The organism is Aquabacterium sp. A3 (assembly GCF_038069945.1).
GTDB lineage: Bacteria > Pseudomonadota > Gammaproteobacteria > Burkholderiales > Burkholderiaceae_C > Aquabacterium.
This window is the reverse complement of sequence record NZ_JBBPEV010000004.1, coordinates 22,632-45,510: the sequence shown is the minus strand read 5'-3', so window position 1 is coordinate 45,510 and position 22,879 is coordinate 22,632. Positions and strand designations below refer to the sequence as shown.

22 protein-coding genes are annotated in these 22,879 nt (G+C 64.3%); 10 read left to right on the top strand and 12 right to left on the bottom strand.

The window, feature by feature from the left end; all coding sequences use genetic code 11:
• Position 1: 1 nt before the first annotated feature.
• Positions 2-1,531: a BCCT family transporter gene (locus WNB94_RS13325; RefSeq protein ID WP_341390906.1), complete on the bottom strand. Its 1,530-nt coding sequence runs from the start codon at positions 1,529-1,531 to the stop codon at positions 2-4.
• A gap of 161 nt (positions 1,532-1,692) precedes the next feature.
• Between WNB94_RS13325 and alaS the strand changes: the two genes are divergently transcribed.
• The 4 genes from alaS to WNB94_RS13305 all read left to right on the top strand — a co-directional run bounded on the left by alaS (position 1,693) and on the right by WNB94_RS13305 (position 7,682).
• Positions 1,693-4,332, top strand: a complete 2,640-nt coding sequence (gene alaS, locus WNB94_RS13320) for an alanine--tRNA ligase (RefSeq protein WP_341390905.1) — start codon at positions 1,693-1,695, stop codon at positions 4,330-4,332.
• Positions 4,333-4,571: 239 nt separating this feature from the next.
• A complete protein-coding gene (locus tag WNB94_RS13315; protein ID WP_341390904.1) occupies positions 4,572-5,459 on the top strand; it encodes a metal-dependent hydrolase in 888 nt (295 codons plus the stop codon).
• Between the two features lie 179 nt (positions 5,460-5,638).
• Positions 5,639-6,532 carry a metal-dependent hydrolase gene (locus WNB94_RS13310; RefSeq protein WP_341390903.1) on the top strand — a complete coding sequence of 298 codons (894 nt, stop codon included), beginning with the start codon at positions 5,639-5,641 and terminating at the stop codon, positions 6,530-6,532.
• Positions 6,533-6,614: 82 nt separating this feature from the next.
• Positions 6,615-7,682: a helix-turn-helix domain-containing protein gene (locus WNB94_RS13305; protein WP_341390902.1), complete on the top strand. Its 1,068-nt coding sequence runs from the start codon at positions 6,615-6,617 to the stop codon at positions 7,680-7,682.
• A 23-nt stretch (positions 7,683-7,705) separates the two neighbouring features.
• Here the strand turns inward: WNB94_RS13305 and WNB94_RS13300 are convergent, their stop codons facing one another.
• The 3 genes from WNB94_RS13300 to WNB94_RS13290 are packed head-to-tail and all read right to left on the bottom strand — an operon-like array spanning position 7,706 to position 10,674.
• A complete protein-coding gene (locus WNB94_RS13300; RefSeq protein WP_341390901.1) occupies positions 7,706-8,716 on the bottom strand; it encodes a cytochrome d ubiquinol oxidase subunit II in 1,011 nt (336 codons plus the stop codon).
• 2 nt (positions 8,717-8,718) lie between these two features.
• Positions 8,719-10,092, bottom strand: a complete 1,374-nt coding sequence (locus WNB94_RS13295; protein WP_341390900.1) for a cytochrome ubiquinol oxidase subunit I — start codon at positions 10,090-10,092, stop codon at positions 8,719-8,721.
• A gap of 3 nt (positions 10,093-10,095) precedes the next feature.
• Entirely contained in the window at positions 10,096-10,674 is a 579-nt protein-coding gene (locus WNB94_RS13290; protein WP_341390899.1) for a GbsR/MarR family transcriptional regulator, read from the bottom strand.
• A gap of 295 nt (positions 10,675-10,969) precedes the next feature.
• Between WNB94_RS13290 and WNB94_RS13285 the strand changes: the two genes are divergently transcribed.
• From WNB94_RS13285 to dut, 3 genes are read left to right on the top strand one after another with little or no spacing between them, the layout of a single operon-like run.
• The gene (locus WNB94_RS13285; RefSeq protein ID WP_341390898.1) at positions 10,970-11,998 is read left to right on the top strand and encodes an AraC family transcriptional regulator; all 1,029 of its coding nucleotides are present in this window, start codon (positions 10,970-10,972) and stop codon (positions 11,996-11,998) included.
• Between the two features lie 48 nt (positions 11,999-12,046).
• Positions 12,047-13,330 (top strand): bifunctional phosphopantothenoylcysteine decarboxylase/phosphopantothenate--cysteine ligase CoaBC, encoded by a 1,284-nt coding sequence (gene coaBC, locus WNB94_RS13280; protein ID WP_341390897.1) that lies wholly within the window; start codon positions 12,047-12,049, stop codon positions 13,328-13,330.
• Positions 13,331-13,341: 11 nt separating this feature from the next.
• Complete coding sequence (dut, locus tag WNB94_RS13275; protein WP_341390896.1) at positions 13,342-13,791, top strand: dUTP diphosphatase; 450 nt, start codon at positions 13,342-13,344, stop codon at positions 13,789-13,791.
• A gap of 31 nt (positions 13,792-13,822) precedes the next feature.
• Here dut and WNB94_RS13270 read toward each other — a convergent pair whose 3' ends face one another.
• Positions 13,823-14,344 carry an FKBP-type peptidyl-prolyl cis-trans isomerase gene (locus WNB94_RS13270; RefSeq protein ID WP_341390895.1) on the bottom strand — a complete coding sequence of 174 codons (522 nt, stop codon included), beginning with the start codon at positions 14,342-14,344 and terminating at the stop codon, positions 13,823-13,825.
• A gap of 59 nt (positions 14,345-14,403) precedes the next feature.
• On the opposite strand from WNB94_RS13270, the gene WNB94_RS13265 reads away from it, so the two are divergent.
• The 3 genes from WNB94_RS13265 to WNB94_RS13255 all read left to right on the top strand — a co-directional run bounded on the left by WNB94_RS13265 (position 14,404) and on the right by WNB94_RS13255 (position 16,533).
• A complete protein-coding gene (locus tag WNB94_RS13265; RefSeq protein WP_341390894.1) occupies positions 14,404-15,618 on the top strand; it encodes a ribosomal protein uL16 3-hydroxylase in 1,215 nt (404 codons plus the stop codon).
• Positions 15,619-15,625: 7 nt separating this feature from the next.
• Positions 15,626-16,132, top strand: a complete 507-nt coding sequence (locus WNB94_RS13260; protein ID WP_341390893.1) for a DUF7931 domain-containing protein — start codon at positions 15,626-15,628, stop codon at positions 16,130-16,132.
• Positions 16,133-16,278: 146 nt separating this feature from the next.
• Positions 16,279-16,533 carry a hypothetical protein gene (locus tag WNB94_RS13255; RefSeq protein ID WP_341390892.1) on the top strand — a complete coding sequence of 85 codons (255 nt, stop codon included), beginning with the start codon at positions 16,279-16,281 and terminating at the stop codon, positions 16,531-16,533.
• A gap of 62 nt (positions 16,534-16,595) precedes the next feature.
• Here WNB94_RS13255 and WNB94_RS13250 read toward each other — a convergent pair whose 3' ends face one another.
• From WNB94_RS13250 to fliE, 7 genes are all read right to left on the bottom strand, one after another.
• Positions 16,596-17,897, bottom strand: coding sequence for a DUF5666 domain-containing protein (locus WNB94_RS13250; protein ID WP_341390891.1), 1,302 nt, complete (start codon positions 17,895-17,897; stop codon positions 16,596-16,598).
• Positions 17,894-18,781: a DUF6502 family protein gene (locus tag WNB94_RS13245; RefSeq protein ID WP_341390890.1), complete on the bottom strand. Its 888-nt coding sequence runs from the start codon at positions 18,779-18,781 to the stop codon at positions 17,894-17,896. Before WNB94_RS13245 ends, WNB94_RS13250 begins: the two co-directional genes overlap by 4 nt.
• 110 nt (positions 18,782-18,891) lie before the next feature.
• Positions 18,892-20,025, bottom strand: coding sequence for an NlpB/DapX family lipoprotein (bamC, locus tag WNB94_RS13240; protein WP_341390889.1), 1,134 nt, complete (start codon positions 20,023-20,025; stop codon positions 18,892-18,894).
• Positions 20,026-20,097: 72 nt separating this feature from the next.
• Positions 20,098-20,979, bottom strand: a complete 882-nt coding sequence (gene dapA, locus WNB94_RS13235) for a 4-hydroxy-tetrahydrodipicolinate synthase (RefSeq protein WP_341390888.1) — start codon at positions 20,977-20,979, stop codon at positions 20,098-20,100.
• A gap of 102 nt (positions 20,980-21,081) precedes the next feature.
• Entirely contained in the window at positions 21,082-21,252 is a 171-nt protein-coding gene (locus WNB94_RS13230) for a hypothetical protein (RefSeq protein ID WP_341390887.1), read from the bottom strand.
• On the bottom strand, positions 21,228-22,463 hold the full coding sequence (locus tag WNB94_RS13225; protein WP_341390886.1) for an MFS transporter: 1,236 nt from the start codon (positions 22,461-22,463) through the stop codon (positions 21,228-21,230). The genes WNB94_RS13230 and WNB94_RS13225 overlap by 25 nt, the downstream gene beginning before the upstream one ends.
• Before the next feature lie 57 nt (positions 22,464-22,520).
• Positions 22,521-22,871 carry a flagellar hook-basal body complex protein FliE gene (fliE, locus tag WNB94_RS13220; protein ID WP_341391119.1) on the bottom strand — a complete coding sequence of 117 codons (351 nt, stop codon included), beginning with the start codon at positions 22,869-22,871 and terminating at the stop codon, positions 22,521-22,523.
• Positions 22,872-22,879 lie beyond the last annotated feature (8 nt).

The window sequence follows — 22,879 nt, the reverse complement described above, 5'->3', positions numbered from 1 at the left end:
CTCAGCTCTTGGGGGGCTGGTCGGCCAACTGGCGCAGCCGGCGGTTCAATGCCTTGCGGCGCGCGTCGTGCTCGTGCCAGTCGTGGTCGATGGCGCGCCACAGCGCGTAGGCCATCAGGACAATGACCAGCGTGAAGGGCAGTGCAAACACGATGGTGGCGGTCTGCACGGCCTTGACGCCGCCAGCCACCAGCAAGATCGCTGCGATCCCGGCCACCAGCAGCCCCCACATCACCTTGATTTTGCTGCCAGGGTCAGGTTGTCCACCCGTGCTCATCATGCCCAGCACCAGGGTGGCCGAGTCACCCGAGGTGACGAAAAACAGCAGCACCAGGCAGGTGGCCAGCAGCGACATCACCGAGCCGAAGGGCAGCGCCTCAAACATGACAAACAGCGCGGTTGAGACGTCGGCCTGAACGGCTTCGGCCAAGGGCACGTGCTGCCAGATTTCCATGTGCAGCGCAGCGCCGCCAAACACGGAAAACCACACAAAGCCCGCCAGGGTGGGCGCCGCCACGGTGCCGAATATGAACTCGCGGATCGTGCGCCCTCGTGATACGCGGGCGATGAACAGGCCCACAAAGGGCGACCAGGCGATCCACCATGCCCAGTAAAAGACCGTCCAGCCACCGACCCAGCCGCTGTCGCGGAAGGGGGTCATGCGCAGGCTCATCCTCACGAAGTCGCTGGCGTAGGCGCCCAGGGTGTTGGTGAAGGTGTCAATGATGGCCACGGTGGGCCCCACCATGAACACCACCAGCATCAAGGCCAGTGCCAGCAGCAGGTTCATGTTGGACAGCCACTTGATGCCTTTGCCCACGCCCGTGAGGGCGGACGCCAGAAACAGCACCGTCGTGACGGCGATGATGGCCAGTTGAGACGCCAGGCCCACCTCGAGGCCAAACACCGCGTGCAGGCCACTGTTGATCTGCAGGGCGCCGATGCCCAGCGAGGCGGCCACGCCAAAAGCGGTGGCCACCACCGCCAGCACATTGACCACCACGGTGAGCCTGGGGGCCCACGAAAAAGGCAAGGCCTCTGTGGCCGAGCTGATCAGGGCGGGCCGGCCTCGACGAAACGAGAAGAACGCAATGGCCAGGGCCACCACGCTGTAAACCGCCCAGGGGTGCAGTCCCCAGTGGAAAAAGCTGTAGCGCATGGCGGCATTGGCGGCCTCGGGGGTGTTGGCCAACACACCGGGTGGTGGCGCGCCGTAATGAGACAAGGGTTCTGCCACGCCCCAGAACACCAGCCCGATGCCCATGCCCGCCGCAAACAGCATGGCAAACCAGCTGCCGACCGAGAACTCGGGTTCTTCGTCCTCATCGCCCAGCTTGAGATCCCCGTAGCGGCTGAAGGCCAGCGCCGCCGCCATGATCACCAGCCCCAGCACCACCCAAAGGTACAGCCAGCCAAAGTTGGTGGTGATGGTGGCCAGCGCCTGGTCGAAGAATGCGCCAAGCGAGGAGGGCGCCAGCGTGCCCCAGATCATGATGATCAGGATCAGGCCGGCAGACAGCCACAATTGCATCAGGTGCTCCTGTGAAAAAGTTGAACGCTTTTTGCGCAGAAAGCAGACGAGTCTATCCCGCAGGGGGTGTTGAGCCGGTCTCCGATAACCTTGCTCGGCACTTGGTCTTGAAATCTATAATCCGGGGCTTTGCCCCATCCGATCCCCTAGAAAGCCGCCGCATGAAAGCAGCCGACATTCGCAAGACCTTCCTGGAGTTCTTCCAGTCCAAGGGCCACACCATCGTGGCATCCAGCCCTGTCGTGCCGGGCGATGACCCCACGCTGCTGTTCACCAATGCGGGCATGAACCAGTTCAAGGACGTGTTCCTGGGCTTCGACAAGCGGCCCTACACCCGTGCCACCACCTCGCAGAAGTGCATCCGCGCCGGCGGCAAGCACAACGACCTGGACAACGTGGGCTACACCGCGCGGCACCACACCTTCTTCGAGATGCTGGGCAACTTCTCGTTCGGGGACTACTTCAAGCACGATGCCATCAGCTTCGCGTGGGAGCTGCTGACCGAGCACTTCAAGCTGCCCAAAGACAAGCTGTGGGTCACCGTTTACTCTGAAGACGACGAGGCGTACGACATCTGGAACAAGACCGTGGGCGTGCCCGCCGAGCGCATCGTGCGCATCGGCGACAACAAGGGCGGCCGCTACATGTCCGACAACTTCTGGATGATGGGCGACACCGGCCCCTGTGGCCCCTGCACCGAGATCTTCTATGACCACGGCCCCGACGTGGCCGGCGGCCCCCCGGGCAGCCCCGACGAAGACGGCGACCGCTACATCGAGATCTGGAACAACGTCTTCATGCAGTTCAACCGCACGGAAGACGGCGTGATGCACCCGTTGCCCAAACCCTCGGTGGACACCGGCATGGGCCTGGAGCGCATCACGGCCGTGCTGCAGCACGTGCACTCCAACTACGAGATCGACACCTTCGTGTCGCTGATCGACGCGGCCAAGGCGGCGGTGGACGCCGCTGGTGCTGGTCAACAGGGCGACGGGTGTGACCGCAACAGCCCCAGCCTCAAGGTCATCGCCGACCACATCCGTGCCACCTCGTTCACCGTGGCCGATGGCGTCATCCCCAGCAACGAAGGCCGCGGCTACGTGCTGCGCCGCATTGCTCGGCGCGCCATCCGCCACGGCTACAAGCTGGGCGCCCGCACGCCGTTCTTCTACACCCTGGTCAGCACCCTGGCGGCCGAGATGGGCGACGCCTACCCCGAGCTGCGCAGCCATGAGAAGCGCATCACCGAGGTGTTGAAGACCGAAGAAGAGCGCTTCTTCCAGACCATCGCCAATGGCATGGAGATCCTGGAAGGCGCCTTGGCCACGGGCGCCAAGGTCATTGATGGCGACACCGCCTTCAAGCTGCACGACACCTACGGCTTCCCCGTGGACCTGACCGCCGACGTCTGCCGCGAGCGCGACGTGACCGTCGACCAGGCTGGCTTTGACGCCGCCATGGCCCGCCAGCGCGAGCAGGCCCGTGCCGCCGGCAAGTTCAAGATGGCCGCCGGCCTGGAGTACAGCGGTGCCGCCACCACCTTCCATGGCTACGAGCACCTGGTGCACGAAGGCGCCAAGGTCACGGCCGTGTACGTGGACGGCGCCCCGGTGCAGCAAGCCAACGCGGGCGATGACGCCGTGGTGGTGCTGGACAACACCCCGTTCTACGCCGAGTCCGGCGGTCAGTGCGGCGACAGCGGTGACCTGCGCAACGCCAGCAGCCGCTTTGTGGTGGAAGACACCATCAAGATCCAGGCCGATGTGTTCGGCCACCATGGCCGCGTGGTCGAAGGCGCCATCAAGGTGGGCGACACGGTGAATGCCAAGGTGGATGCCGAGCTGCGTGCCAAGACGGTGCGCAACCACAGCGCCACCCACCTGATGCACAAGGCCTTGCGCGAGGTGCTGGGCGAGCACGTGCAGCAAAAGGGCTCGCAGGTCACGCCCGACCGCACCCGTTTCGACTTCTCGCACGGCCAGCCCCTGAGCGACGAAGAAATCCGCGAGATCGAGCAGATCGTCAACGCCGAGATCCTGGCCAACGCCGACGCGCAGGCCCAGGTCATGGCCCTGGACGACGCGCAAAAGAGCGGCGCCATGATGCTGTTCGGCGAGAAGTACGGCGAGACCGTGCGCGTGCTGAGCATCGGCTCGTCCAAGGAGCTGTGCGGCGGCACCCACGTCAAGCGCACCGGTGACATCGGCCTGTTCAAGATCGTGGCCGAAGGCGGCGTGGCCGCGGGCGTGCGCCGCGTCGAGGCCATCACCGGTGACAACGCCCTGGCTTACGCCCAGAACCTCGAAGGCACGGTCAACGGCCTGGCCGCCATGCTCAAGGCCACCCCGCATGACGTGCCCGCCCGCGTGGCCGCTGCGCAAGAGCAGATCCGCGCGCTGGAGAAAGAAATCGCCGCCCTCAAGGGCAAGCTGGCGTCTGCCCAGGGTGATGAGCTCGTGGCGCAGGCTGTCGACATCAAGGGCGTGAAGGTGTTGGCCGCCCGCCTGGATGGCGCCGACGCCGCCACGCTGCGCAACACCATGGACCAGCTCAAGAACAAGCTCAAGACCGCGGCCATCGTGCTGGCGGCTGTGGACGGTGGCAAGGTGCAGTTGGCGGCCGGCGTGACCGCCGACACCACGGGCAAGGTCAAGGCTGGCGAGCTGGTGAACTTTGTGGCCCAGCAAGTGGGCGGCAAGGGCGGTGGCAAGCCCGACATGGCCATGGCCGGTGGCACCGACGCGTCTGCCTTGCCACAGGCCCTGGCGGGTGTTCAGGGCTGGGTGAGCGAGCGCCTGTGAGCCGGGCAGGGCGGCCTGCCCTGCCCAAGCCAAGCCACGTCCACCACGCGATGGCGCCAAGGGTTTTCCTGGGGCTTGGCGGGGTTTGGGCGCGCCAGTACGCGGTGATAGTTCACAAGGGTGTCATGACCGCACCCCTTGTGTCATGCAGCCTGCCACCGTTTGCACAGGCATCCTTCAGACTGAAGCCATGGTGCCGATCACTGTGATGGGTACCCGCTGACGTCGAAGGAGTTTTCATGTCTCATCCAGAAGCCAAGCATCCGATCGTGCCCCGCGAGCGCCTGCAGTTCGGGCTGGATCAGGACATCCCGAAGTACTGGTTTGGTGGTGATCCGTTCAAGACCCGTTTTTGGGACGCCCTGTCCATCATCTTCCCGCCGGGCGAAAAATTCTTCATGAACTGCGTGCGCGACTACCGCGACCAGATCAGCGACCCCAAGCTGCTGCAAGAGATCAAGGATTTCAACATCCAGGAAGCGCAGCACAGCCTGGTGCACCGCCAGGACAACGACCGCCTGCGCCGCCAGGGGGTGGACGTTGACCGCCTCACCCAGTTTGTTGACACCATGCTCAACAAGGACTACCGAAGCAAGTACAGCAAGGCCCACACGCTGTCGCTGACCTCGGCACTGGAGCATTTCACCTCCATCATCGCGCACAGCCTGTTCGACAAGCGTGACGTGATGAAGGAGGCCGACCCCCGCGTGCGTGCCATGTACGCCTGGCACGCCATCGAAGAGGTGGAGCACAAGGGGGTGGCCTATGACGTGATGATCGATTACGCCAAGGTGGGCTACTTCAAGCGTGCCTTGGGTTTGATTCACGCGTCGCTGATGTTCCCGTACGTGATCGCGGTCATCCAGCGCCAGTTGTTGATCCATGACGGCTTCACCATGCTGCAGCGTGCCCGGCTCATGGTGGGCGGCGTGTGGTGGCTGGTCAAGCCGGGTGGCTTGCTGGCGCCCATGCTCAGCCACTACTGGACCTACTACAAGCCGGGCTACCACCCCTGGCAAGAGGCCGAACAGCCGGGGTACGAAGAATGGCTGGCCGCGTTCGACCGCCATCAACGCGATCCGGTGAAGGCCAGCGAAGACATGCGCCAGGCCATGTCTCTTGCCTGATCCTCGCCAGGCCGCATCCAAGCCCCTTCGGGGGCTTTTTTGTTTTGGATCAAGTGCTGGGCCAATACGAGTTTGGTTTTGTCGCGCCCGAAACCCTGGTGTCACCCCCCATCCTGTCGCTTTGTCTCCCCATTTCTTAACATGGAGCCATCCTGGAGACAAAAAGACAAGGACCGCACATGGCACACACCCCTGACAAGCAGCACCCCATCATCCCGCGCGAAAAGCTGGATTTTGGTCTGGATGACCCCAGCATCCCGAAGTACTGGTTCGGTGGCGATGCCTTCAAAACCCGATTTTTTGATGCGATGTCACTGATCTTCCCCCCGGGAGAGAAGTTCTTCATGGTCACGGTGCGGGATTTCCGTGACCGTGTCTCCGACCCCAAGCTCCTGCAGGACATCAAGGACTTCAACCGCCAGGAAGCCCAGCACAGCATGGTGCACAACCAGTACAACGACGTGCTGCGCAAGCAAGGCATGCCGGTGGACAAGCTCATTGGCTGGCTCGACAAGCTGCTGTTCGACAAGTACCGCAGCCGCTACAGCCGCGAATACACCTTGGCCATCACCGGGGCACTGGAGCACTTCACGGCCCTGGGCGCTCACGCCATGTTCGATGACCGGGACATCATGGGCGATGCGCACCCGAAGGTGCGCGCCATGTACGCCTGGCACGCCATCGAAGAGGTGGAGCACAAGGGGGTGGCCTACGACGTGATGATCGATTACGCCAAGGTGGGCTACTTCAAGCGCGCTGGCGCCCTGGTGCATGCCACGTTCATGTTCCCGTACGTGATCCTGATGTTCACGAACGCCATGCTCAAGGCCGATGGTTTCAGTGCCTGGCAGCGCACCAAACTGTTTGCCAAGGGCATCTGGTGGCTGCTGAAGCCCGGTGGCTTTGCCGCGCCGCTGCACAAGCACTACATCCAGTACTACAAGCCGGGTTACCACCCCTGGCAGGAAACCGAGCAGCCCGGCTACGACGAATGGCTGCGCGGGTTTGCCAAGCACCAGGATCCGGTGGAGGCCAGTGAGTTGATGCGCGCAGATCTGGCTGCTGCACGTTGAATTCGCCGCGCTTTTTGTAGCGTGACCACGGTTTAGTTGGTTAGACTTCGGCACACCTGTCTTGGGTGTGCCGAAATCATTTATGCGCATTCCACTTCCCCCTGCGGCCGTGCTGGAGGCCTTGGGCATCAAGCCCATCCCGTTGTTCATGCTGTCGGCCTGGATCAAGGCGGGCGCCAAGTGCGGCATCAACGTCCAGACGCTTTTCAAGGAGGCAGGTGTCAAGGTTGACCTGATCCGCCTGGAAGACGCGCGGGTTTCACCTTTGCAGTTGATCTCCTTGCTGGAGCAGTGCGCTGCATTGACGCCGCCTGACAAGCACTTTCCCTTCGTGTTGGGCGACACGTTTGCTTTTGAGTCGCTGCCCGAGTTCGAGACCCTGCTGACCACCAGCCCCACCTTGCGCGAGGCGCTGAGGGTGGCCGACCTGGCGCGGCAGGTGGTGCTGCCCTGGCTCAAACTCGAAGTTCGTGAGGATGGCGATCTGGCGCGTGTGGTGGTGGGGCTGGACGTGCCGTTGCCCAACGTCGAGGCCTACGGCCTGCCGCTGCACCTGGTCACCGATGCCATCCTGGCGTGCATCCGCAAGTTTGGCCGTTCGCTGCAGGGCTCTGAAGAAGGCTTGTTGGGCGTGCAGATTCGCCGCGCCGCGCCGCCCAACGCCGCGCAGTTCGACGCTTTCTTCACGGTGCCCACACAGTTCAACCAACCGGTGGACGCGCTGGTGTTCGAGCGTCGGATCCTGGATGTGCCCCTGGAAGGCGCGTTTCCAGCGCTGCATGAGCAGGCGCAGTTTCTGGCCGAGCAGCGTCTGGGTAAAGAGGTCAAGCGTCAGGGCGTGGCCGCCGAGATCGAGTCCTTCATCGCCCGCGATGCCTCGTTGCTGGCCCTGGGTGTGGAAGAAATGGCCGACCGCCTCAGCCTGCACCCCCGCACCTTGCAGCGCCGGCTGAAAGACGAAGGCGACACCTACCTGCACGTGCAGGCCCGCATGCGCCAGCGCCTGGCCTGCCAGTGGCTGCGCGAGGGCAAGCTGTCCATCGACGACATCAGTGCCCGGTTGGGCTTTTCAGACCGCCGGGCCTTCACGGCCGCGTTCAAGCGCTGGGAAGGGGTGACCCCCTCGGCCTGGCGTGATCGCGAGGTCTGAGGGCGTCAGGCGGCGGGCCGGGCTCAGGCCCCGCCGTATTGCAGCGGCTGCGCCTTGCCCCCGAACACACGGTAGATGAACACCGTGTAGGCGCAGATCGCCGGCAGGGTGATCAAGGTGCCTGCCAGGATGATCTTCAAAGACCCGGGGGCGGCCGCCGCGTCCCACATGGTGAGCTTGTCCAGCACGATGTAGGGGTACAGGCTGTAAGCCAGACCCATGCCCCCCACCAGCATCACGCAAATGGCCAGCGTCAGTGGCAGCCAGCACAGCTTGCCTGCAGCACCGACGATGCGGTGTGAATTGAGCAGGCCCCGCAGTGCCACCAGCGCCAGCCCCGCCATGACCGGCACGGGCAGCAAGGCCAGGATGTTGGGGAAGCTGAACCAGCGCTCGCGCACGGTGTCGCTGAACCATGGTGTGGCCACCGACACGCCCAGCAGCGCCACCACCATGGCGGGCCAGCACCACTTGGCCCAGGCCACGGCCTGACGCTGCAAGGCGTCCTCGGTTTTCAGGATCAGCCAGCAGGCGCCCAGCAGGGCGTAGGTCACGGGCAGGGCCACCGCAATCAAGCCCGCAAACGCCATGGCGTGGGCGCCGGTGTCCAGGCCCATCACGAAGCGGCCCAGCATCCATCCTTGAGAGGCTGCGGCCATCAGGGAGCCCAGGCTGAACAGGGCATTCCACAGCGGCTTGTGTTGTGCGTGGGCCTTCACCCGGAAGTCAAAAGCCACGCCGCGCAAGATCAGGCCGATCAGCATGACCGCCACGGGCAGGTACAGCGCGCCCAGCACCACGCCCTGGCCTTTGGGAAAGGCCACCAGCAGCAGCCCCACGCCCAGCACCAGCCAGGTCTCGTTGGCATCCCAGAAGGGGCCGATGGAGGCGACCATCATGTCCTTGTCCTGGTCAGAGGCCCAGGGCATGAGCAGGCCCACACCCAGGTCATAGCCGTCCAGCACCACATAGGCCAGCATGGACACGCCCAGCAAGAGCCAGAAGACGATGGGCAGCCATTGTTGATCGGGCATGTTCAGGCTCCTTGAACTTGGGGGTGGGAGACGGCATGGCCGCTGCGTGCAGCCTCCAGGCCGGGCGGCAGGTCCATGGGCTTGCCGGCCAGGTAGCGCAGCACGCTGATGTAGGCCGCCAGCAAGGCCAGGTACACCGTCACGTAGGCGGTCAAGGTGATGGCGACATGCGCCGGTGGCGTGGTCGTGGCCACCTCGGCCACGGTCAACAGGCCATGCACGATGTAGGGTTGGCGCCCGATTTCGGTGACATACCATCCGGCCACCGTAGCCACCCAGCCAGAAAACGTCATCCACATCAGCACGTGCAGGGTGAACCGCGGCATGCGTGGCGGCTGCCAACCGGCGCGGCGCAACTGCCACAGCGCCAGCCAGCTGCTCAGCAGCATCAGCATGCCCACCCCCACCATCAGCCTGAAGCCATAGAACAGGGGCGCCACGGGCGGATGGCGGCCCTCGAACTCGTTGAGGCCCCGGATCTCACCGTTCAGGTCGTGCTTGAGGATCAGGCTGGCCAGGGCCGGGATGCCCACTTCAAAATGATTGGTGCGATTGGCTTCGTCCGGCACGGCAAACAGCAGCAGGGGCACCCGTGTGGAGGTGTCCCACACCCCTTCCATGGCCGCGATTTTTTGCGGCTGGTGCTCCAGCGTGTTCAGGCCGTGCAGGTCGCCCATCACGATCTGCGCCGGGATCAGGATGGCGCCCAGGGTCACGCCCAGGCGCAGGCTCTTGGGTGTGGACGGATTGCTTCGCCCGCGCAACACCTGCCAGGCGGCCAGCCCCGCCAGCAAAAAGGCCACGGTCAGGCCCGAGGCCAGCAGCATGTGGGCCAGCCTGTAAGGGAAGCTGGGGTTGAAGATGATGGCCGACCAGTCGGTGGGAAAGAATTCGCCATTGACGATCTCGTAACCCACCGGGGTTTGCATCCACGAGTTCAGGCTGAGGATCCAGAAGGCGCTCACGGTGGTGCCAAACGCCACCAGGAAGGTGGCCAGCAGGTGCACTCGCTCACTCACGCGACCATGCCCGAACAGCATCACGCCCAGGAAGGTGGCCTCCAGGAAGAAGGCCGTCAGCACCTCAAAGCCCAGCAGCGGGCCGGCAATGTTGCCCACCCGTTCCATGAATCCTGGCCAGTTGGTGCCGAACTGGAAGCTCATGGTCACGCCGCTGACCACGCCCAGGGCGAAGGTCAGCGCAAACACCTTGGTCCACAGTCGGTAGGCCCCCAGCCAGGCGGTGTCTTGCGTGCGCAGCCAGCGCCAGCGCATGAACAGCAAGGCCCATCCCAGGGCGATGGTGATCGTGGGAAACAGGATGTGGAAGGTGATGTTGGTCGCAAACTGCATGCGCGACAACAGCAAGGTGTCCATGATTCACTCCTTGGAAGAACCGGTTGACGGCTGCGCAGGCAGGCGGCGTGGCGACGCGAACTCCAGCAGGCGCCCCACCTTGGCGCCCAGCGTCATGAGTTGGGCCAGGGTCTTGGGGTCCATGCCCTGGATGTCGTCAAACCACCGCGTCATCAGCTCGATGAGGTCGTGCATGCCCTTCATGCGCTGTTGGGCGATGCGGTCGGCCTCGTTGGCGGGGTCTTCCAGCAAGGCATTGCGCAGCATCGACAGGGTGGGCTCGATCTCTCGTCGTCGGCGCTCTTCGGCCAGGGTCTTGAACACCTCCCAGGCATCCTGGGGGGCTTCGAAGTACTCGCGCCGGTCCCCCGGGAAGTGCTTGAGGTGGACGAGCCGCCAGGCCTGCAACTCCTTGAGTCCCATGCTCACGTTGGAGCGACTGAACTCCAGCGCCTCGGCGATGGCGTCGGCGTGCAAGGGCTGGGGCGACACGAAGATCAGGGCGTAGATCTGGCCCACGGTGCGGTTGATGCCCCAGCGGCTGCCCATTTCACCGAAATGCGACACAAAGCTGCGGACCAGGGGGGTGAGGGCGGTGTTCATGGTTGATGGCCATCAAGAGATGCGCCATTAGATCCTGAAATTTCAGGAATTACTGAAAGTTCAGGATTAACCGTGTGCACCCTGGGGGCAAGAACCTCCTTACGGGTGCTTGACAAGTTACGACGACATGGGGTTAGTGCTATGCCGATTCAGGGGATGTCGCGTGGCATGCGGTGCGTTAATGGCGCGAAATAGCCCTCTTTGGCCCTGAAGGTTCCTTGCCGCGAGGGCGCCAGACCAATAGATTAATAGCGTCGGATGTTCCCTTTCAGCGGTCAAAAATCCCATGTATCAGATGTTGTCCTCCTCCTCCGTTCCCATGCCATCCTTGGGCAGCTGGCGTGAAGCCGCCTCGACCTGCGGGTTCGCCTTGGAGCCTGTGCTGCGAGAGGCAGGCATCAGCCAGGTCGACGGGCACGCCCCCTTGCGCGTGTCGCCGGTCAATCTGTTCAAGGCGTTTTCCATGTGTGTGGAACGCGCCCGTGGTCATCACTTTCCGTTTGCGCTGGGTGAACGGTTCGTGTTTGAACATTTCGCCGAGTTCGATGCCTTCATGGGGGCGTGCTCCACCATCCGTGACGGGCTGGAGTTGGCGGGGTGGGCGCGCGAGTTGCTGGCGCCGTGGCTCACCGTGCGCCTGGACGAGTTTGGCTCCGAGGCGCACCTGCGCATCGTGATCGACGCCCCGGGCGTCAGCGTGGAAGAGTTGCGTCCGGTTCGCGAGGTGGCCCTGTCGGTGGTCAACCAGGTCATCCGCCGCGCCACCCGTGAGCCCAACTGGCTGCTGTCTGTGCGGCTGGCGGGTGCACCACCGGCCAACCATGAGCGCTACACCGCGCACTTCGGGGTGCCGGTGCTGTTCAATGAAGAGATCGATGCGCTGGTGATGGACCGTCGCTGGCTTGACTTGCCACTGACGCCGCCATACCCCCAGGCCCGAGGTGAAGCACGTCAGCGCATCGAGCGCCGCCTCAACCAAGAGCTGGGTGAGCGTCGGCGTCTGGTTGACGAGGTGCGCTGGGCCCTGGAGCGCCGGCCCGAACTGCTGCGTGAAGGCCTGGAGGCCACCGCCGTGGCATTGGGGCTGCACCCCCGAACCCTGCAGCGTCGCCTGCAGGCGGAGGGCTTCAAGTTCGTGGACATCCAGTCCGAGGCCAAGCAGCATCGTGCACAGATCATGCTGCGTCGCCGCGCCATCTCCATGGAGTCCATCAGCACCGAGCTGGGTTTTTCAGACCGTCGGGCCTTCACCTTTGCATTCAAGCGCTGGACGGGCATGTCGCCCAGCGCCTACCGCAGCCAGTTGGGCATCTCCGGTCGCTGATCGGCGTCGGTCGCTGCGCCCGGGCACAGTCCTGCTAGAGTGCGGGGCATGTCAGAACGCGCAGACCTTCAGGGCCGGCACATCGTGCTCGGCCTCTCAGGCGGCATCGCCTGCTACAAATCGGCCGAATTGGTGAGGCTGCTCACCCAGGCCGGGGCCACCGTGCAGGTGATCATGACCGAGGCGGCCGAGGCCTTCATCACCTCGGTCACCTTTCAGGCGCTCTCCGGGCGGCCTGTGTACACCAGTCAGTGGGACAGCCGGCCTGACAACAACATGGCTCACATCCAGCTGGGGCGTGAGGCCGATGTCATCCTGGTGGCGCCGGCCAGCGCCGATTTCATGGCCCGGCTGGTGCAGGGCCGCGCCGATGAGCTGCTCAGCCTGACGTGCCTGGCCCGTCCCCGCGACCGTTGTGCGCTGCTGCTGGCGCCGGCCATGAACCGCGAGATGTGGTCTCACCCGGCCACCCAACGCAACGCACAGCAGTTGCGCGATGACGGCACCATCCTGCTTGGGCCGGCCGCAGGCCAGCAAGCCTGTGGCGAGGTGGGCGATGGGCGCATGCTGGAGCCGGCCGAGTTGCTGGACGAGCTGGTGGCGCATTTCCAGGTCAAGCACCTCGCCGGACAGCGCGTATTGATCACGGCGGGCCCCACCTTCGAGGCCATTGATCCGGTGCGGGGCATCACGAACCTGTCGAGCGGCAAGATGGGCTTTGCGATTGCCCGTGCTGCGCACGAGGCGGGGGCCCAGGTCACGCTGGTGGCCGGACCCGTGCACCTGCCCACCCCTCGCGGTGTGCGGCGACTGGACGTGCGTTCAGCCCGCGACATGCATGACACCGTGCTGCCCCTGGCTGCCGAGCACGATGTCTTCATCGCCACGGCGGCGGTGGCAGACTGGCGGCCCGCCGCCTTGAGCGAGCACAAGATCAAGAAAGAAGGCAAGAAGGTGGCCCCCACCTTTGAGCTGACCGAGAACCCCGACATCCTGGCCACGGTGGCGGCCCTGCCACAAGCACCTTACTGCGTGGGTTTTGCCGCCGAAAGCGAGCAACTGCTGGCCCACGCGCGCGCCAAGCTCGTGCGCAAGGGTGTGCCCCTGATCGTGGGCAATCTGGGGCCGGCCACCTTTGGCCGCGACGACAACGCCTTGCTGCTGGTGGATGCCGACACCGAGCGAGCGCTGCCGGCCGATGGCAGCAGTGCCGACAAGCTCACCCTGGCGCGAGAACTGATGCGCGATCTGGCCACTCGGCTGGCCCGACAGGGCAGGGTGCGTGCAGGCCATGCCGCGCCGGGTGAGCCCACCGATCCCCCCATCCATTGAAGACAAGACGCATGACGACCGTTGACATCCGCGTTCTGGACGCCCGCGTGGCCGATGCCCTGCCAGCGTATGCCACCACCGGCAGTGCCGGGCTGGATTTGAGGGCCTGCATCGACGCACCGTTGGTGCTGGAGCCCGGTCAGGCGCAACTGATTCCCACCGGCCTGGCCATGCACCTGGGCGATCCAGGTCTGGCGGCCATGATCCTTCCCCGTTCGGGGCTGGGACACAAACAAGGCATTGTGCTGGGCAACCTCGTGGGGCTGATCGATTCCGATTACCAGGGCCCGCTGATGGTGAGTGCCTGGAACCGGGGGCACGCTCCCGTGACCATCCAGCCCATGGACCGCATTGCCCAGATGGTCATCGTGCCCGTGGTGCAGGTGGCGTTTCGGCAGGTCGAGTCGTTCGAGGCCACCGAACGCGGCCAGGGCGGGTTCGGCTCGACAGGGCGCGGCTGAGCAGCTTGCGCAGACGCCGCGCCCGGCGGCGTCAATGCAGGGTGTCGTCCGGGCCCGGAGAGGGCGCCAGGCTGAACGGCAGTGAGGACACCGAGCCCTGGGCCACTTCCTCTTCCAGGGCGGCGCGCACATCGTGCACCTTCAAGGACAGCCGCAGTGCCAGCCCCGCCAGAGGGTGGTTGCCATCCAGCACCACATGCTGGTCGTACACCTCGGTGACGGTGTAGATGGCTTCGCGAGGCAGGTCAGGCGTGGACGCCCCTTCCGGCGGGCCATCGAACTGCATGCCTGGTGAGACCTCGGCCGGGAAGATGTCTCTGGGCTCAAAAAACACCAGATCGGCGTCGTAGTCGCCGAACGCGTGCTCGGGCTCGAGGTGCAGGTTGGCTTCAAATCCAGCCGCCTGGTCCAGCAACGTTTGCTCAACCTTGGGCAGCAGGTCTTCACCTCCCACCAGAAATTCCATGGGGGTGTCTAGTTCGTCGATGAGCTGCCCCTGGGCGTCTTCAAGTCGCCAGGTCAGGCTCACCACGCAGGGCGAGGCAATGATCATCCCGCGATCATCGCATGGCTGCGACGGCTTTCGCATCTTCTCGGGCGCACAATGTGGGCATGAGCTCGCGCACCTCCACACCACGTCGCGCCGCTGTGGCGCCCATCGATCCCCTGGCCCAGCCCACGCCCCTGCTGGGCGGCTTGTCGCCTCAGGCGTTCATGCGCCGGCATTGGCAGAAAAAGCCCTTGCTGATTCGGCAAGCGGTGCCGGGTGTGCAGCCCCCCGTGTCCAGGGCCGAGCTGTTTGCCCTGGCGGCACAAGATGATGTCGAGTCGCGCCTCATCGTGCGGCAGCCTGGTCAGCGTGGTGCCAAGGGCAAGGCCTTGGCTGCCCAGGCCCCGGATTGGCGTTTGAAACGGGGCCCTGTGGCCCGCCGATCGCTGCCGCCCTTGTCTCAGCCAGGCTGGACCGTGCTGGTGCAGGGCCTGGATTTGCATGTGCCGGCCGCGCATGAGTTGCTGCAACGCTTCCGCTTCGTGCCGGACGCGCGGCTGGACGACCTCATGATTTCTTATGCCACCGACACCGGCGGGGTGGGGCCGCATTACGACTCATATGATGTGTTTTTGCTGCAGGTGTCTGGACGGCGACGCTGGCGCATTGCGCCATTGAAAGACCGCACGCTGGAACCTGACGTGCCCTTGAAGATACTGCGCCACTTCACGCCCACCGAGGAGTGGGTGCTGGAGGCTGGCGACATGCTGTACCTGCCGCCGGGCTGGGCCCATGATGGGGCGGCCGAGGGGGACGACTGCATGACCTGTTCCGTAGGGTTCAGGGTGCCGGAAGCAACCGGCCTGTCACGCGAGCTGCTGCTGCGCTGGGCCGATGAGTTGGAGCCGCCCGAACGCCCCAGGCTGTACCGAGACCCGGCGCAGCCGGCCACCGCCACACCAGCGCGCATCCCCGACGGGCTGCAGACCTTTGCACAAGAGGCCATCAGCCGCTTGCTCACCGACCCACAGGGCCTGATGTCGGCGCTGGGTGAGGTGCTGACCGAGCCCAAACCCTCGGTGTGGTTTCAGGGCGGCAGCGCGCTGGCCGACGGAGACGGTGTGCGCCTGGATCCCAAAACCAGGATGATGTACGACGACGCCCGCGTGTTTGCCAATGGCGAATCCTGGCGCGCTGCCGGGAAAGATGCGCGTGTGCTGCAGACCCTGGCCGATCAGCGGCAGCTGACACCCCTGGCCGTGAGCCGCGCCAGCCCGGCCGTGCGCGAGTTGCTGACGCAATGGGCCCTGGACGGCTGGTTGCACCCGTGGCGATGAGGTCCCCATGAGCGAATCGGCACCGACCTGGGAAGAAGGGGGGCGCATCGACGGATGGCGCGACTTCTCTGACCGCGTCTGCGCCGCGCTGGCCTGGGCGTGCACCCAGCCCACGTCCTTGTGCCTGAGCGACCGTGATTTTCAGTCATGGCCCCTGGGTCAGCGTGCGGTGGTGACGGCCTTGCAATCGTGGGCCATGGCCAACCGACAGGCCAGGATGCAGGTGCTGCTGGCCCAGACAGATCGGGTGGCCTTGCAGCATCCGCGATGGATCGCTTGGCGACAGGGTTGGGGGCACCGTGTGCAGGTCTGGCAGGCCGATGATGATCAGCGTGACCAGGTGCCGACCCTGTTGCTGGTGGGCAAGGTGCTGGGCCTGCGTTTGCATGACCCGCAACGCGGGCAGGGCGTGTGGACCCGGGACGCCGCCACTGTGCAGCACTGGCAGGATGGGTTTGACGTTATTTTGCAACGCTCAGTCAGTGCACTACCAGTTACGACTTTAGGCCTATAAGGAAAAGCCCGAGTGCTCGTATAATTTCCGCCTGTACATGCTGCACTATTAATGTGCAACATGACCGTCTTTGCTGGTCCATTACCTGGTCGCGGCTTGACGCGATCCATAACGTATTTTTGACACTCCTTTTCGAGGATACAAGCATGAAAAAGTCGCTCCTGCTGGCTTCGCTGATCGCTTCCATCGCCCTGGCCGCTTGCGGCAAGAAGGAAGAAGCCGTCGTTGACACCGCCGCCTCCGAGGCCGCTGCCATGACCGAAGCTGCTTCTGAAGCTGCCGTCACCGCTACCGAAGCTGTGACCGAAGCCGCTTCCGATGCTGCTACCGCCGTGACCGAAGCCGCTTCTGACGCAGCCGCCGCTGTGACCGAAGCCGCTTCTGAAGCTGCTTCGAACTGATCTTTTCAGTTCCAGCAAAAAAAGCCGCTCGGTTGAGCGGCTTTTTTCATGGGCGATCGTGATCAGTCGTCCTCGGTGTCGATCTCAAGCGCGCTGATGCTCGCGCCGTCGGCGTCCACGGTGCCTTTCACTTCCACGCGGTTGCCGTTGCTGATCTGGCTGCTGGTGATGTCGTCATCCAGCGCCGAGTCGACATACGTCACGTTGTAGACCCGGCCACCGCTGGTGGTCAAGGTGAAGCTGCCGCCACCAGAGACACGCTGCGCGGCGCTGATCAGTCCAACAAACTCCTGGTTCTCTGCCTGCGTGCGCAGATCATCGTCGTCTTCCAGCTCAATTTCTCGCGCCAGCAACACGCCATCCACGATGCGGCCCTCGACCTCAACGCGCACGCCGTTTTGCAGTTGAGCCAAATTCAGCCCGTCTTCCAGTTGGGTGCTGCTGCCAACCTGCACAGGCAGTCCGTTGACGCTGAAGTTCACCGTGCCTGACGATTCGGTGCGGCCGGTGATCAAGCCCTCCACCTCTGCTTTGCTGGTGTCGGGCGCCTGGCGGTTGCGCACGGTGATGCGGGTGGCCATACCTGCGGGGCTGGCATCGTTGTAGCTGCCGGCGCTCAGACGCACGCGAACCATGTTGCCATCGTTGAGGGTCTGGTCATCCAGCACGGTGCTGTTGTAGTTCACCAGCAGCGCATGGATGCGGAACGTGGTGTCGTTCACGTTGCTGACCGGCCCGAACAGGCGGTATTCGGTGGCGCTGTCGTCGCATGCAAAGCGTGTGGCGGTGTAGGTTTGATCGCCAGCGTTGTAATAGCCGTAAACCTCGGCAAAGGGGCAGGTGCTCAGTTGCTTGCTGACGGCATCGGCCAGGTCGGTGGCACCTTCGAAGATGGTGCCGGCGTCCACCTTCATGTTTTGTCCCAGCATGGTGAAGTCGTTGCCGCTGACGTTGCCGAAGGGCCCCTTGAACTCATTGACGACGCGGATGGCGCTGGCCACGGCGCGCCCCAGCCCGCCAGTGGTGCTGGCGGCGGTCACTGCACCACCTTCGACCTCAATGGTCATGCCCAGCTTCAGGTCATTGCGGCTCAGGCTGTCGTCATCGTCGTCGATGACGTCGGCGGACGAATCGTCGTAGCGGATGCCATTGATGATCACGGAGCCAAACCCCGAAATCGATCCAGAGGCGTAGCTGCCGGTGCCCCCTGTGCCAGGTTGAGCTGATTGGTCACCGCCACCACCGCCGCCGCAGGCGGTCAGGCTGGAAATCAGTGCGATGGCGCAACTGGTGCTCAGCCTGGGCCAGCGCCCGAGGTGGGGCTTGGCGATCACGGACTGGATCGGGGCAATCTTGGTGTTCATGGGTGTTCCTTGGGCGAGATGGGACGGGCCTTGGGTTGTGGGGCTTGGGGTTCAAAGTACTGAAACAGGCCGATGCGCACGCGCTGGTTTTGCAGCCTGCCGGCACGGCGGTCGTCTTCGATCAGCCGCTCCAGAAGCGGGATGGATTCATCCAGCAGCATTTGCCAGTGGCGCTCAACCAGCGCCCTGATCACCGGCATGGCTTCGGCGGACAGGTCGTCCGAGAACACCGACTGTTCGAAGTGGGGAGGCGGTCCCGCCGACAACACGTTGCTGACGGCCGCCCGCAGGTGATCGCCGGTGTTGTCGCCCAGGAAGCGCAGCATCCTGGCCTGGTCCCCTTGTGGAACAAAGGTGCTGCGTGCGATGCGCACCTGGTCTCGGGTTTCATCGATCTCGGTCATGCCCAGGCGGCACAGTTCATCGAGGATGCTTCGGGGGTGGACGTCACGGGTCACGCCTTGGGCCAGGCTTTCGAAGCTGGGTGATTCGCCGAGCCTTGGGAGGGGCAGTGGCTGCCGTTGCGCGTCGCGGTAGTCCGGGTGCGTGATCCAGCGCGTGAAAACCTCTGACACGACGGATGTTCTGCGATCGGCATCGGCCGGCTCTGGTTGGCTCAGGCGGGTGACCTCCCGGCGGTTGATGCCGGTCATGGTGCTGATCCGGCTGGTGCGCCGATGGGCGGGCACCTTGTCGCCGGCGTGCTGCTCGACGGCCTCCTGGGCAGCGCGCACATAGGAGCGTTTGAGCGTTTCTTCCACCTGCGCATAGGGCATGCCCCTGGCCACCAACAGCCGGGCCAGAGGCTCCAGAAGGGAGTTCAAGGCCAGTTGCAGCGCAGGAACATCTTGTTGAGCGGGCGCTTGTGGAGTGGTTTCAGACATGGCGAGGTGATGCTGTCGGGTGGCTTCATTATAAATGTGCAAATTGCACATTTGCAAGCAGGCAAAAGAAAACCAGGCACGAGGCCTGGTTCATGGGGTTCAGAAGCGGATCAGTTCAGTTCCAGCAACAACTGCTGAGCCACCTTCTGCGCCGCTGGTGAGTTGGTGGCTGCGCCCTTGTCGTCCAGCACCGCGACGGTGGTTTGCCGGCCTTCGCCACTCACTTTGATCTGGTAGCGGCTGAGCACGTCGTTGCCAGACTCGCCACGGCCAAACAGCTTGGCAAAGAAGCCTGGCTCTTCGGTTTGCTGACGCGCCACCCGAACCAGGTAGCTGCCTTGTGTGCGGTCACGGCTTTCAATGGTGTAGCCACTGCGGTCCAGCGCCAGACCCACTCGACGCCAAGCGGTGTCGAAGTCGGTGGACAGGCGCAGGCTGGTCTGGTCGGCCAGCAGTTGTGCGCGTTGCGCGCGCTCGGCCGCCACGGTGGCCGTCACTTCTTGCGCCTGTTCTTCGGTGGCGCCCAGCTTCACCATCAGCCGAGACAGCATCTCGGCTTCCAGTTGAGGGTCGCTGGGGCGAGGGCGCCAGGTGGTTTGTTCCTTGCGCTGCGGGTCCACGTACTCTTCGACCAAGCCACGGTGCGCGATGTAGATCTCGGTGCCTTTGGCTGTGCGCTCGATGCGGGTGCGGTACTGGTCGCGCTCGCCGGTGTCATACAGCATGTCGAACACGCGACCCAGTGCCTTGCGGATGCCGTCTTGCGGAACCTTGGCCCGGTTTTGTGCAAAGTTGGTTTCCATGACGCCAGCGTCGGCCTGCTCGGTGGTGAGCTCGAAGCCCAACTCTTCCCAGAAGGCTCGCACCTTGGGCCACACCTGTTCGGCGGGCTGCCCCACCACCAGCCATCGGGTCTGGCCGTCACGTTCGAGCCTCACGCCGCCCAACTGGCTGGGCGCCACGGCGCCACCCGGGTTGGCTGAAGGGTCGCGTCGAGCAGCTTCTCGTGCCAGCTCGTTGGCACTCACGCTGTCGGCGGGCACCTGCCCGAAGCGGCTCTGGCCAGGCAACTGGGTCAGGTCTGGCGGTACGTCCAGCTTGACGGTTTGTGCACCGCTGGTGCGGTAATCCACCTTGCCACCGGACAAGGTGTCACTGATGGAGCTGCAGCCGCTGGTCAACATGGCTGCAGCCGCCACAGAACCCAGCACGAACACGGTCTGGGCGCGAGAGAAATTCGACATGGACATTCCGTACGGTGCCAGCCGGCGTGTGCCAACTGGCGTTCAGTGGTCAGCGAAGGCTTGGATGCGCTCTCAGAGCACGCCGGATTCGCGCAGGGCGGTTTCCACCACCGGGTGCGCAGCATTCGACAGCGGCGTCAAAGGCAGACGCAGCGTACCACCAATCTTGCCCATTCGAGCCAGGGCCCACTTCACGGGGATCGGGTTGGGCTCGCAGAACAATTGCTTGTGCAGTGGCAGCAGCTTCATGTGGAGCTCGGTGGCACGGGCGGCATCTTTGGCCATGGCGGCACGGCAGAGATCGGCCATGTCGCGCGGTGCCACGTTGGCCGTCACGCTGACGTTGCCATGGCCGCCCAGCAGCATCAGGGCGACGGCCGTGGGGTCGTCACCTGAGTAGATCCCGAAACCCTTGGGGGCTTGCTTGATCAGCCAGGCCGCGCGCTCCAGGTTGCCGGTGGCTTCTTTCACGCCGATCACGCCAGGCACCTCGGCCAGCCGCAGGGTGGTCTCGACGCTCATGTCGGCCACGGTGCGACCGGGTACGTTGTAGAGCACCACCGGCAGGTCCACCGACTCGGCAATCGCCTTGAAGTGCTGGTAAATGCCTTCCTGGGTGGGCTTGTTGTAGTACGGCACCACCTGCAAGGTGCAGTCGGCACCGACCTTCTTGGCAAACTCCGTGAGTTCGATGGCTTCGCGGGTGGAGTTGGCGCCGGCGCCGGCCATCACTGGCACACGACCCGCGCATTGCTCCACGGTCACGCGGATGATTTCGCAGTGCTCGTCCACCGACACGGTCGGGGACTCGCCGGTGGTGCCCACCACGCCGATGCAGTTGGTGCCTTCAGCGATGTGCCAGTCGATGAGTTGACGCAGTTGGTCGTAGTTGACGCTGCCGTCCTCGTGCATGGGCGTGACCAACGCGACGATGCTGCCAAAAATCGATTTCATGTTGCTTCCTTCGATGTGAGGATTCTAATTTCTTAATGGGTGTCATCACCCCGGCAAGGCACGTCTTTCCCCCTGGGTGGGTTCAGTATTTGCCCTGATCGCTCAGAAGCAACTGATCACCAGGGTGCTCAGATCAACCATCAGATGCGGGTTGAGGTAGAGCGAGCCCACCAGCACCAGCCCCAGGGCCATACAAACCCATGTCAGCACGCTGCGCCAGGGGCGTGGTTTGGCCGATCGGCCCGGGTTCAGGAGGTCACGATCCGTCGGCATGGCGCGCGGTGCTCCTGGATCGGAAGGTTCAAAACGCTGGCCACCACCCCCAAGGCGATGGCGAGCCACCACACCAGTTGGTAGTTGCCACTCAGCTCGTACAAGTGTCCGCCCAGCCACACCCCCAGGAAGGAGCCGATCTGGTGCGAGAAGAACACCATGCCGCCCAGCATGGACAGGTGCTTCACCCCCATCATCTGGGCCACCACGGCGTTGGTGGGCGGCACCGTGGACAGCCACAAGGCGCCCATGACGGCTGCAAACACCGCCACGCTCACGGGTGATGGGGGCGTGGCCACAAACAAGATCATGGCCACAGCACGCCCCATGTAGATGGCCGACAGGATCCAGTTCTTGCGCCAGCGCTGGCCCAGCGCGCCGGCTGCGTAGGTGCCCACGACGTTGAACAGGCCGATGAGGGCCAGGGCGGTGGTGGCCACCTGGGGGGACAAGGCGTGGTCTTTCAGGTAGCTGGGAAGGTGCACGCCAATGAAGGCCAGCTGAAAGCCGCAGACGAAGTAGCCCGCCGTCAACAAGAGGTAGTCCCGGTGGGTGAACGCCTCGCGCAGGGCGGCCATGGCCGTCAGGGTGGGGGCGCCAGAGGTCATGGGCTCGCGTGGGGACCGGGACGGCTCTTTCAGGCCCAGTGACAGCGGCCCGATGAGGGTGGCCATCGCGGCCAGGGCCAGCAGCGCGTAAGACCAGTCCAGCGACTGGATGAGGCTGGCGGCCACCGGCACCATCAAGAACTGCCCGAACGAGCCGGCTGCGGCCGTGATGCCCATGGCCCAGGATCGGCGGGCGGGGTCGATGTGCCGCCCCAGGATGCCGTACAACACGGCGTAGGTGGTGCAGGCTTGTGCCAGCCCGATCAGCACCCCGGTGCTGACCAGGAAGGTGCTGGCTTGTACGCTCAGGGCCATGCCCGCCAGGCCGAGCGCATACAGCAGCGCACCGGTCCACAGCACTTTGAAGGCGCCACGCCGGTCCGACCACCATCCCACCACAGGGCCTGCGGCACCCCACACGAGGTTTTGCACCGCCATGGCCAGCGAGAAGTCCTCGCGGCTCCAGCCGTGCGCCATCGTGATGGGTTGCAGCCACAGGCCAAAGCTGTGACGGATGCCCATGGACAGCGTGACCACCAAGGCGCAGCACAGCAGCATTTGCCTGAGCGGCAGCGTGTCGGGGGCGGGCGCGGATGTGTGCATGGGAGGCATGGGCTGGCGGGCCGGCGTGTGGTGCCGACTGGCCACCAGCGGCCAGGCTCACACCTGCATGTTCATGATATCCGTGTAAGCCTGAACCAGCTTGTTGCGCACCTGCAGCGCCGACTGGAAACCCAGTGATGCTTTTTGCGAGGCGATCATGGTTTCTTCCAGGCTGACCGTGGGGTTGCCGAACTGCACTTCGCGTTGCAGGGCCTGTGCGCTGGCTTGCGCCTTGCTGATGTCGCCCAGGGCCTGGGCAAATGAACTCTGAAATGAACCTGGCTCAACCGCCTGGTTGCCCATGCCCGGCTCGATGCGGGCTTTGGATTCGACGCGACGCGCAACATCCGCCATGCCGGCCCGCGCAGCGGCTTCCGCAAAGTTGAATGGCTTTAGTTTGACGTCCATGGTGCCGA

Coding starts and splice junctions, on each gene's coding strand:
- WNB94_RS13265 (WP_341390894.1), top strand. CDS start 14,404: ATGAGCTCGCGCACCTCCACACCACGTCGCGCCGCTGTGGCGCCCATC.
- WNB94_RS13230 (WP_341390887.1), bottom strand. CDS start 21,252: ATGCCGACGGATCGTGACCTCCTGAACCCGGGCCGATCGGCCAAACCA.
- WNB94_RS13225 (WP_341390886.1), bottom strand. CDS start 22,463: ATGCACACATCCGCGCCCGCCCCCGACACGCTGCCGCTCAGGCAAATG.
- WNB94_RS13285 (WP_341390898.1), top strand. CDS start 10,970: ATGTTGTCCTCCTCCTCCGTTCCCATGCCATCCTTGGGCAGCTGGCGT.
- WNB94_RS13295 (WP_341390900.1), bottom strand. CDS start 10,092: ATGGACACCTTGCTGTTGTCGCGCATGCAGTTTGCGACCAACATCACC.
- WNB94_RS13245 (WP_341390890.1), bottom strand. CDS start 18,781: ATGTCTGAAACCACTCCACAAGCGCCCGCTCAACAAGATGTTCCTGCG.
- WNB94_RS13290 (WP_341390899.1), bottom strand. CDS start 10,674: ATGAACACCGCCCTCACCCCCCTGGTCCGCAGCTTTGTGTCGCATTTC.
- WNB94_RS13270 (WP_341390895.1), bottom strand. CDS start 14,344: ATGATCATTGCCTCGCCCTGCGTGGTGAGCCTGACCTGGCGACTTGAA.
- WNB94_RS13250 (WP_341390891.1), bottom strand. CDS start 17,897: ATGAACACCAAGATTGCCCCGATCCAGTCCGTGATCGCCAAGCCCCAC.
- WNB94_RS13260 (WP_341390893.1), top strand. CDS start 15,626: ATGAGCGAATCGGCACCGACCTGGGAAGAAGGGGGGCGCATCGACGGA.
- WNB94_RS13315 (WP_341390904.1), top strand. CDS start 4,572: ATGTCTCATCCAGAAGCCAAGCATCCGATCGTGCCCCGCGAGCGCCTG.
- coaBC (WP_341390897.1), top strand. CDS start 12,047: ATGTCAGAACGCGCAGACCTTCAGGGCCGGCACATCGTGCTCGGCCTC.
- fliE (WP_341391119.1), bottom strand. CDS start 22,871: ATGGACGTCAAACTAAAGCCATTCAACTTTGCGGAAGCCGCTGCGCGG.
- WNB94_RS13325 (WP_341390906.1), bottom strand. CDS start 1,531: ATGCAATTGTGGCTGTCTGCCGGCCTGATCCTGATCATCATGATCTGG.
- WNB94_RS13310 (WP_341390903.1), top strand. CDS start 5,639: ATGGCACACACCCCTGACAAGCAGCACCCCATCATCCCGCGCGAAAAG.
- dapA (WP_341390888.1), bottom strand. CDS start 20,979: ATGAAATCGATTTTTGGCAGCATCGTCGCGTTGGTCACGCCCATGCAC.
- alaS (WP_341390905.1), top strand. CDS start 1,693: ATGAAAGCAGCCGACATTCGCAAGACCTTCCTGGAGTTCTTCCAGTCC.
- WNB94_RS13255 (WP_341390892.1), top strand. CDS start 16,279: ATGAAAAAGTCGCTCCTGCTGGCTTCGCTGATCGCTTCCATCGCCCTG.
- WNB94_RS13300 (WP_341390901.1), bottom strand. CDS start 8,716: ATGCCCGATCAACAATGGCTGCCCATCGTCTTCTGGCTCTTGCTGGGC.
- bamC (WP_341390889.1), bottom strand. CDS start 20,025: ATGTCGAATTTCTCTCGCGCCCAGACCGTGTTCGTGCTGGGTTCTGTG.
- WNB94_RS13305 (WP_341390902.1), top strand. CDS start 6,615: ATGCGCATTCCACTTCCCCCTGCGGCCGTGCTGGAGGCCTTGGGCATC.
- dut (WP_341390896.1), top strand. CDS start 13,342: ATGACGACCGTTGACATCCGCGTTCTGGACGCCCGCGTGGCCGATGCC.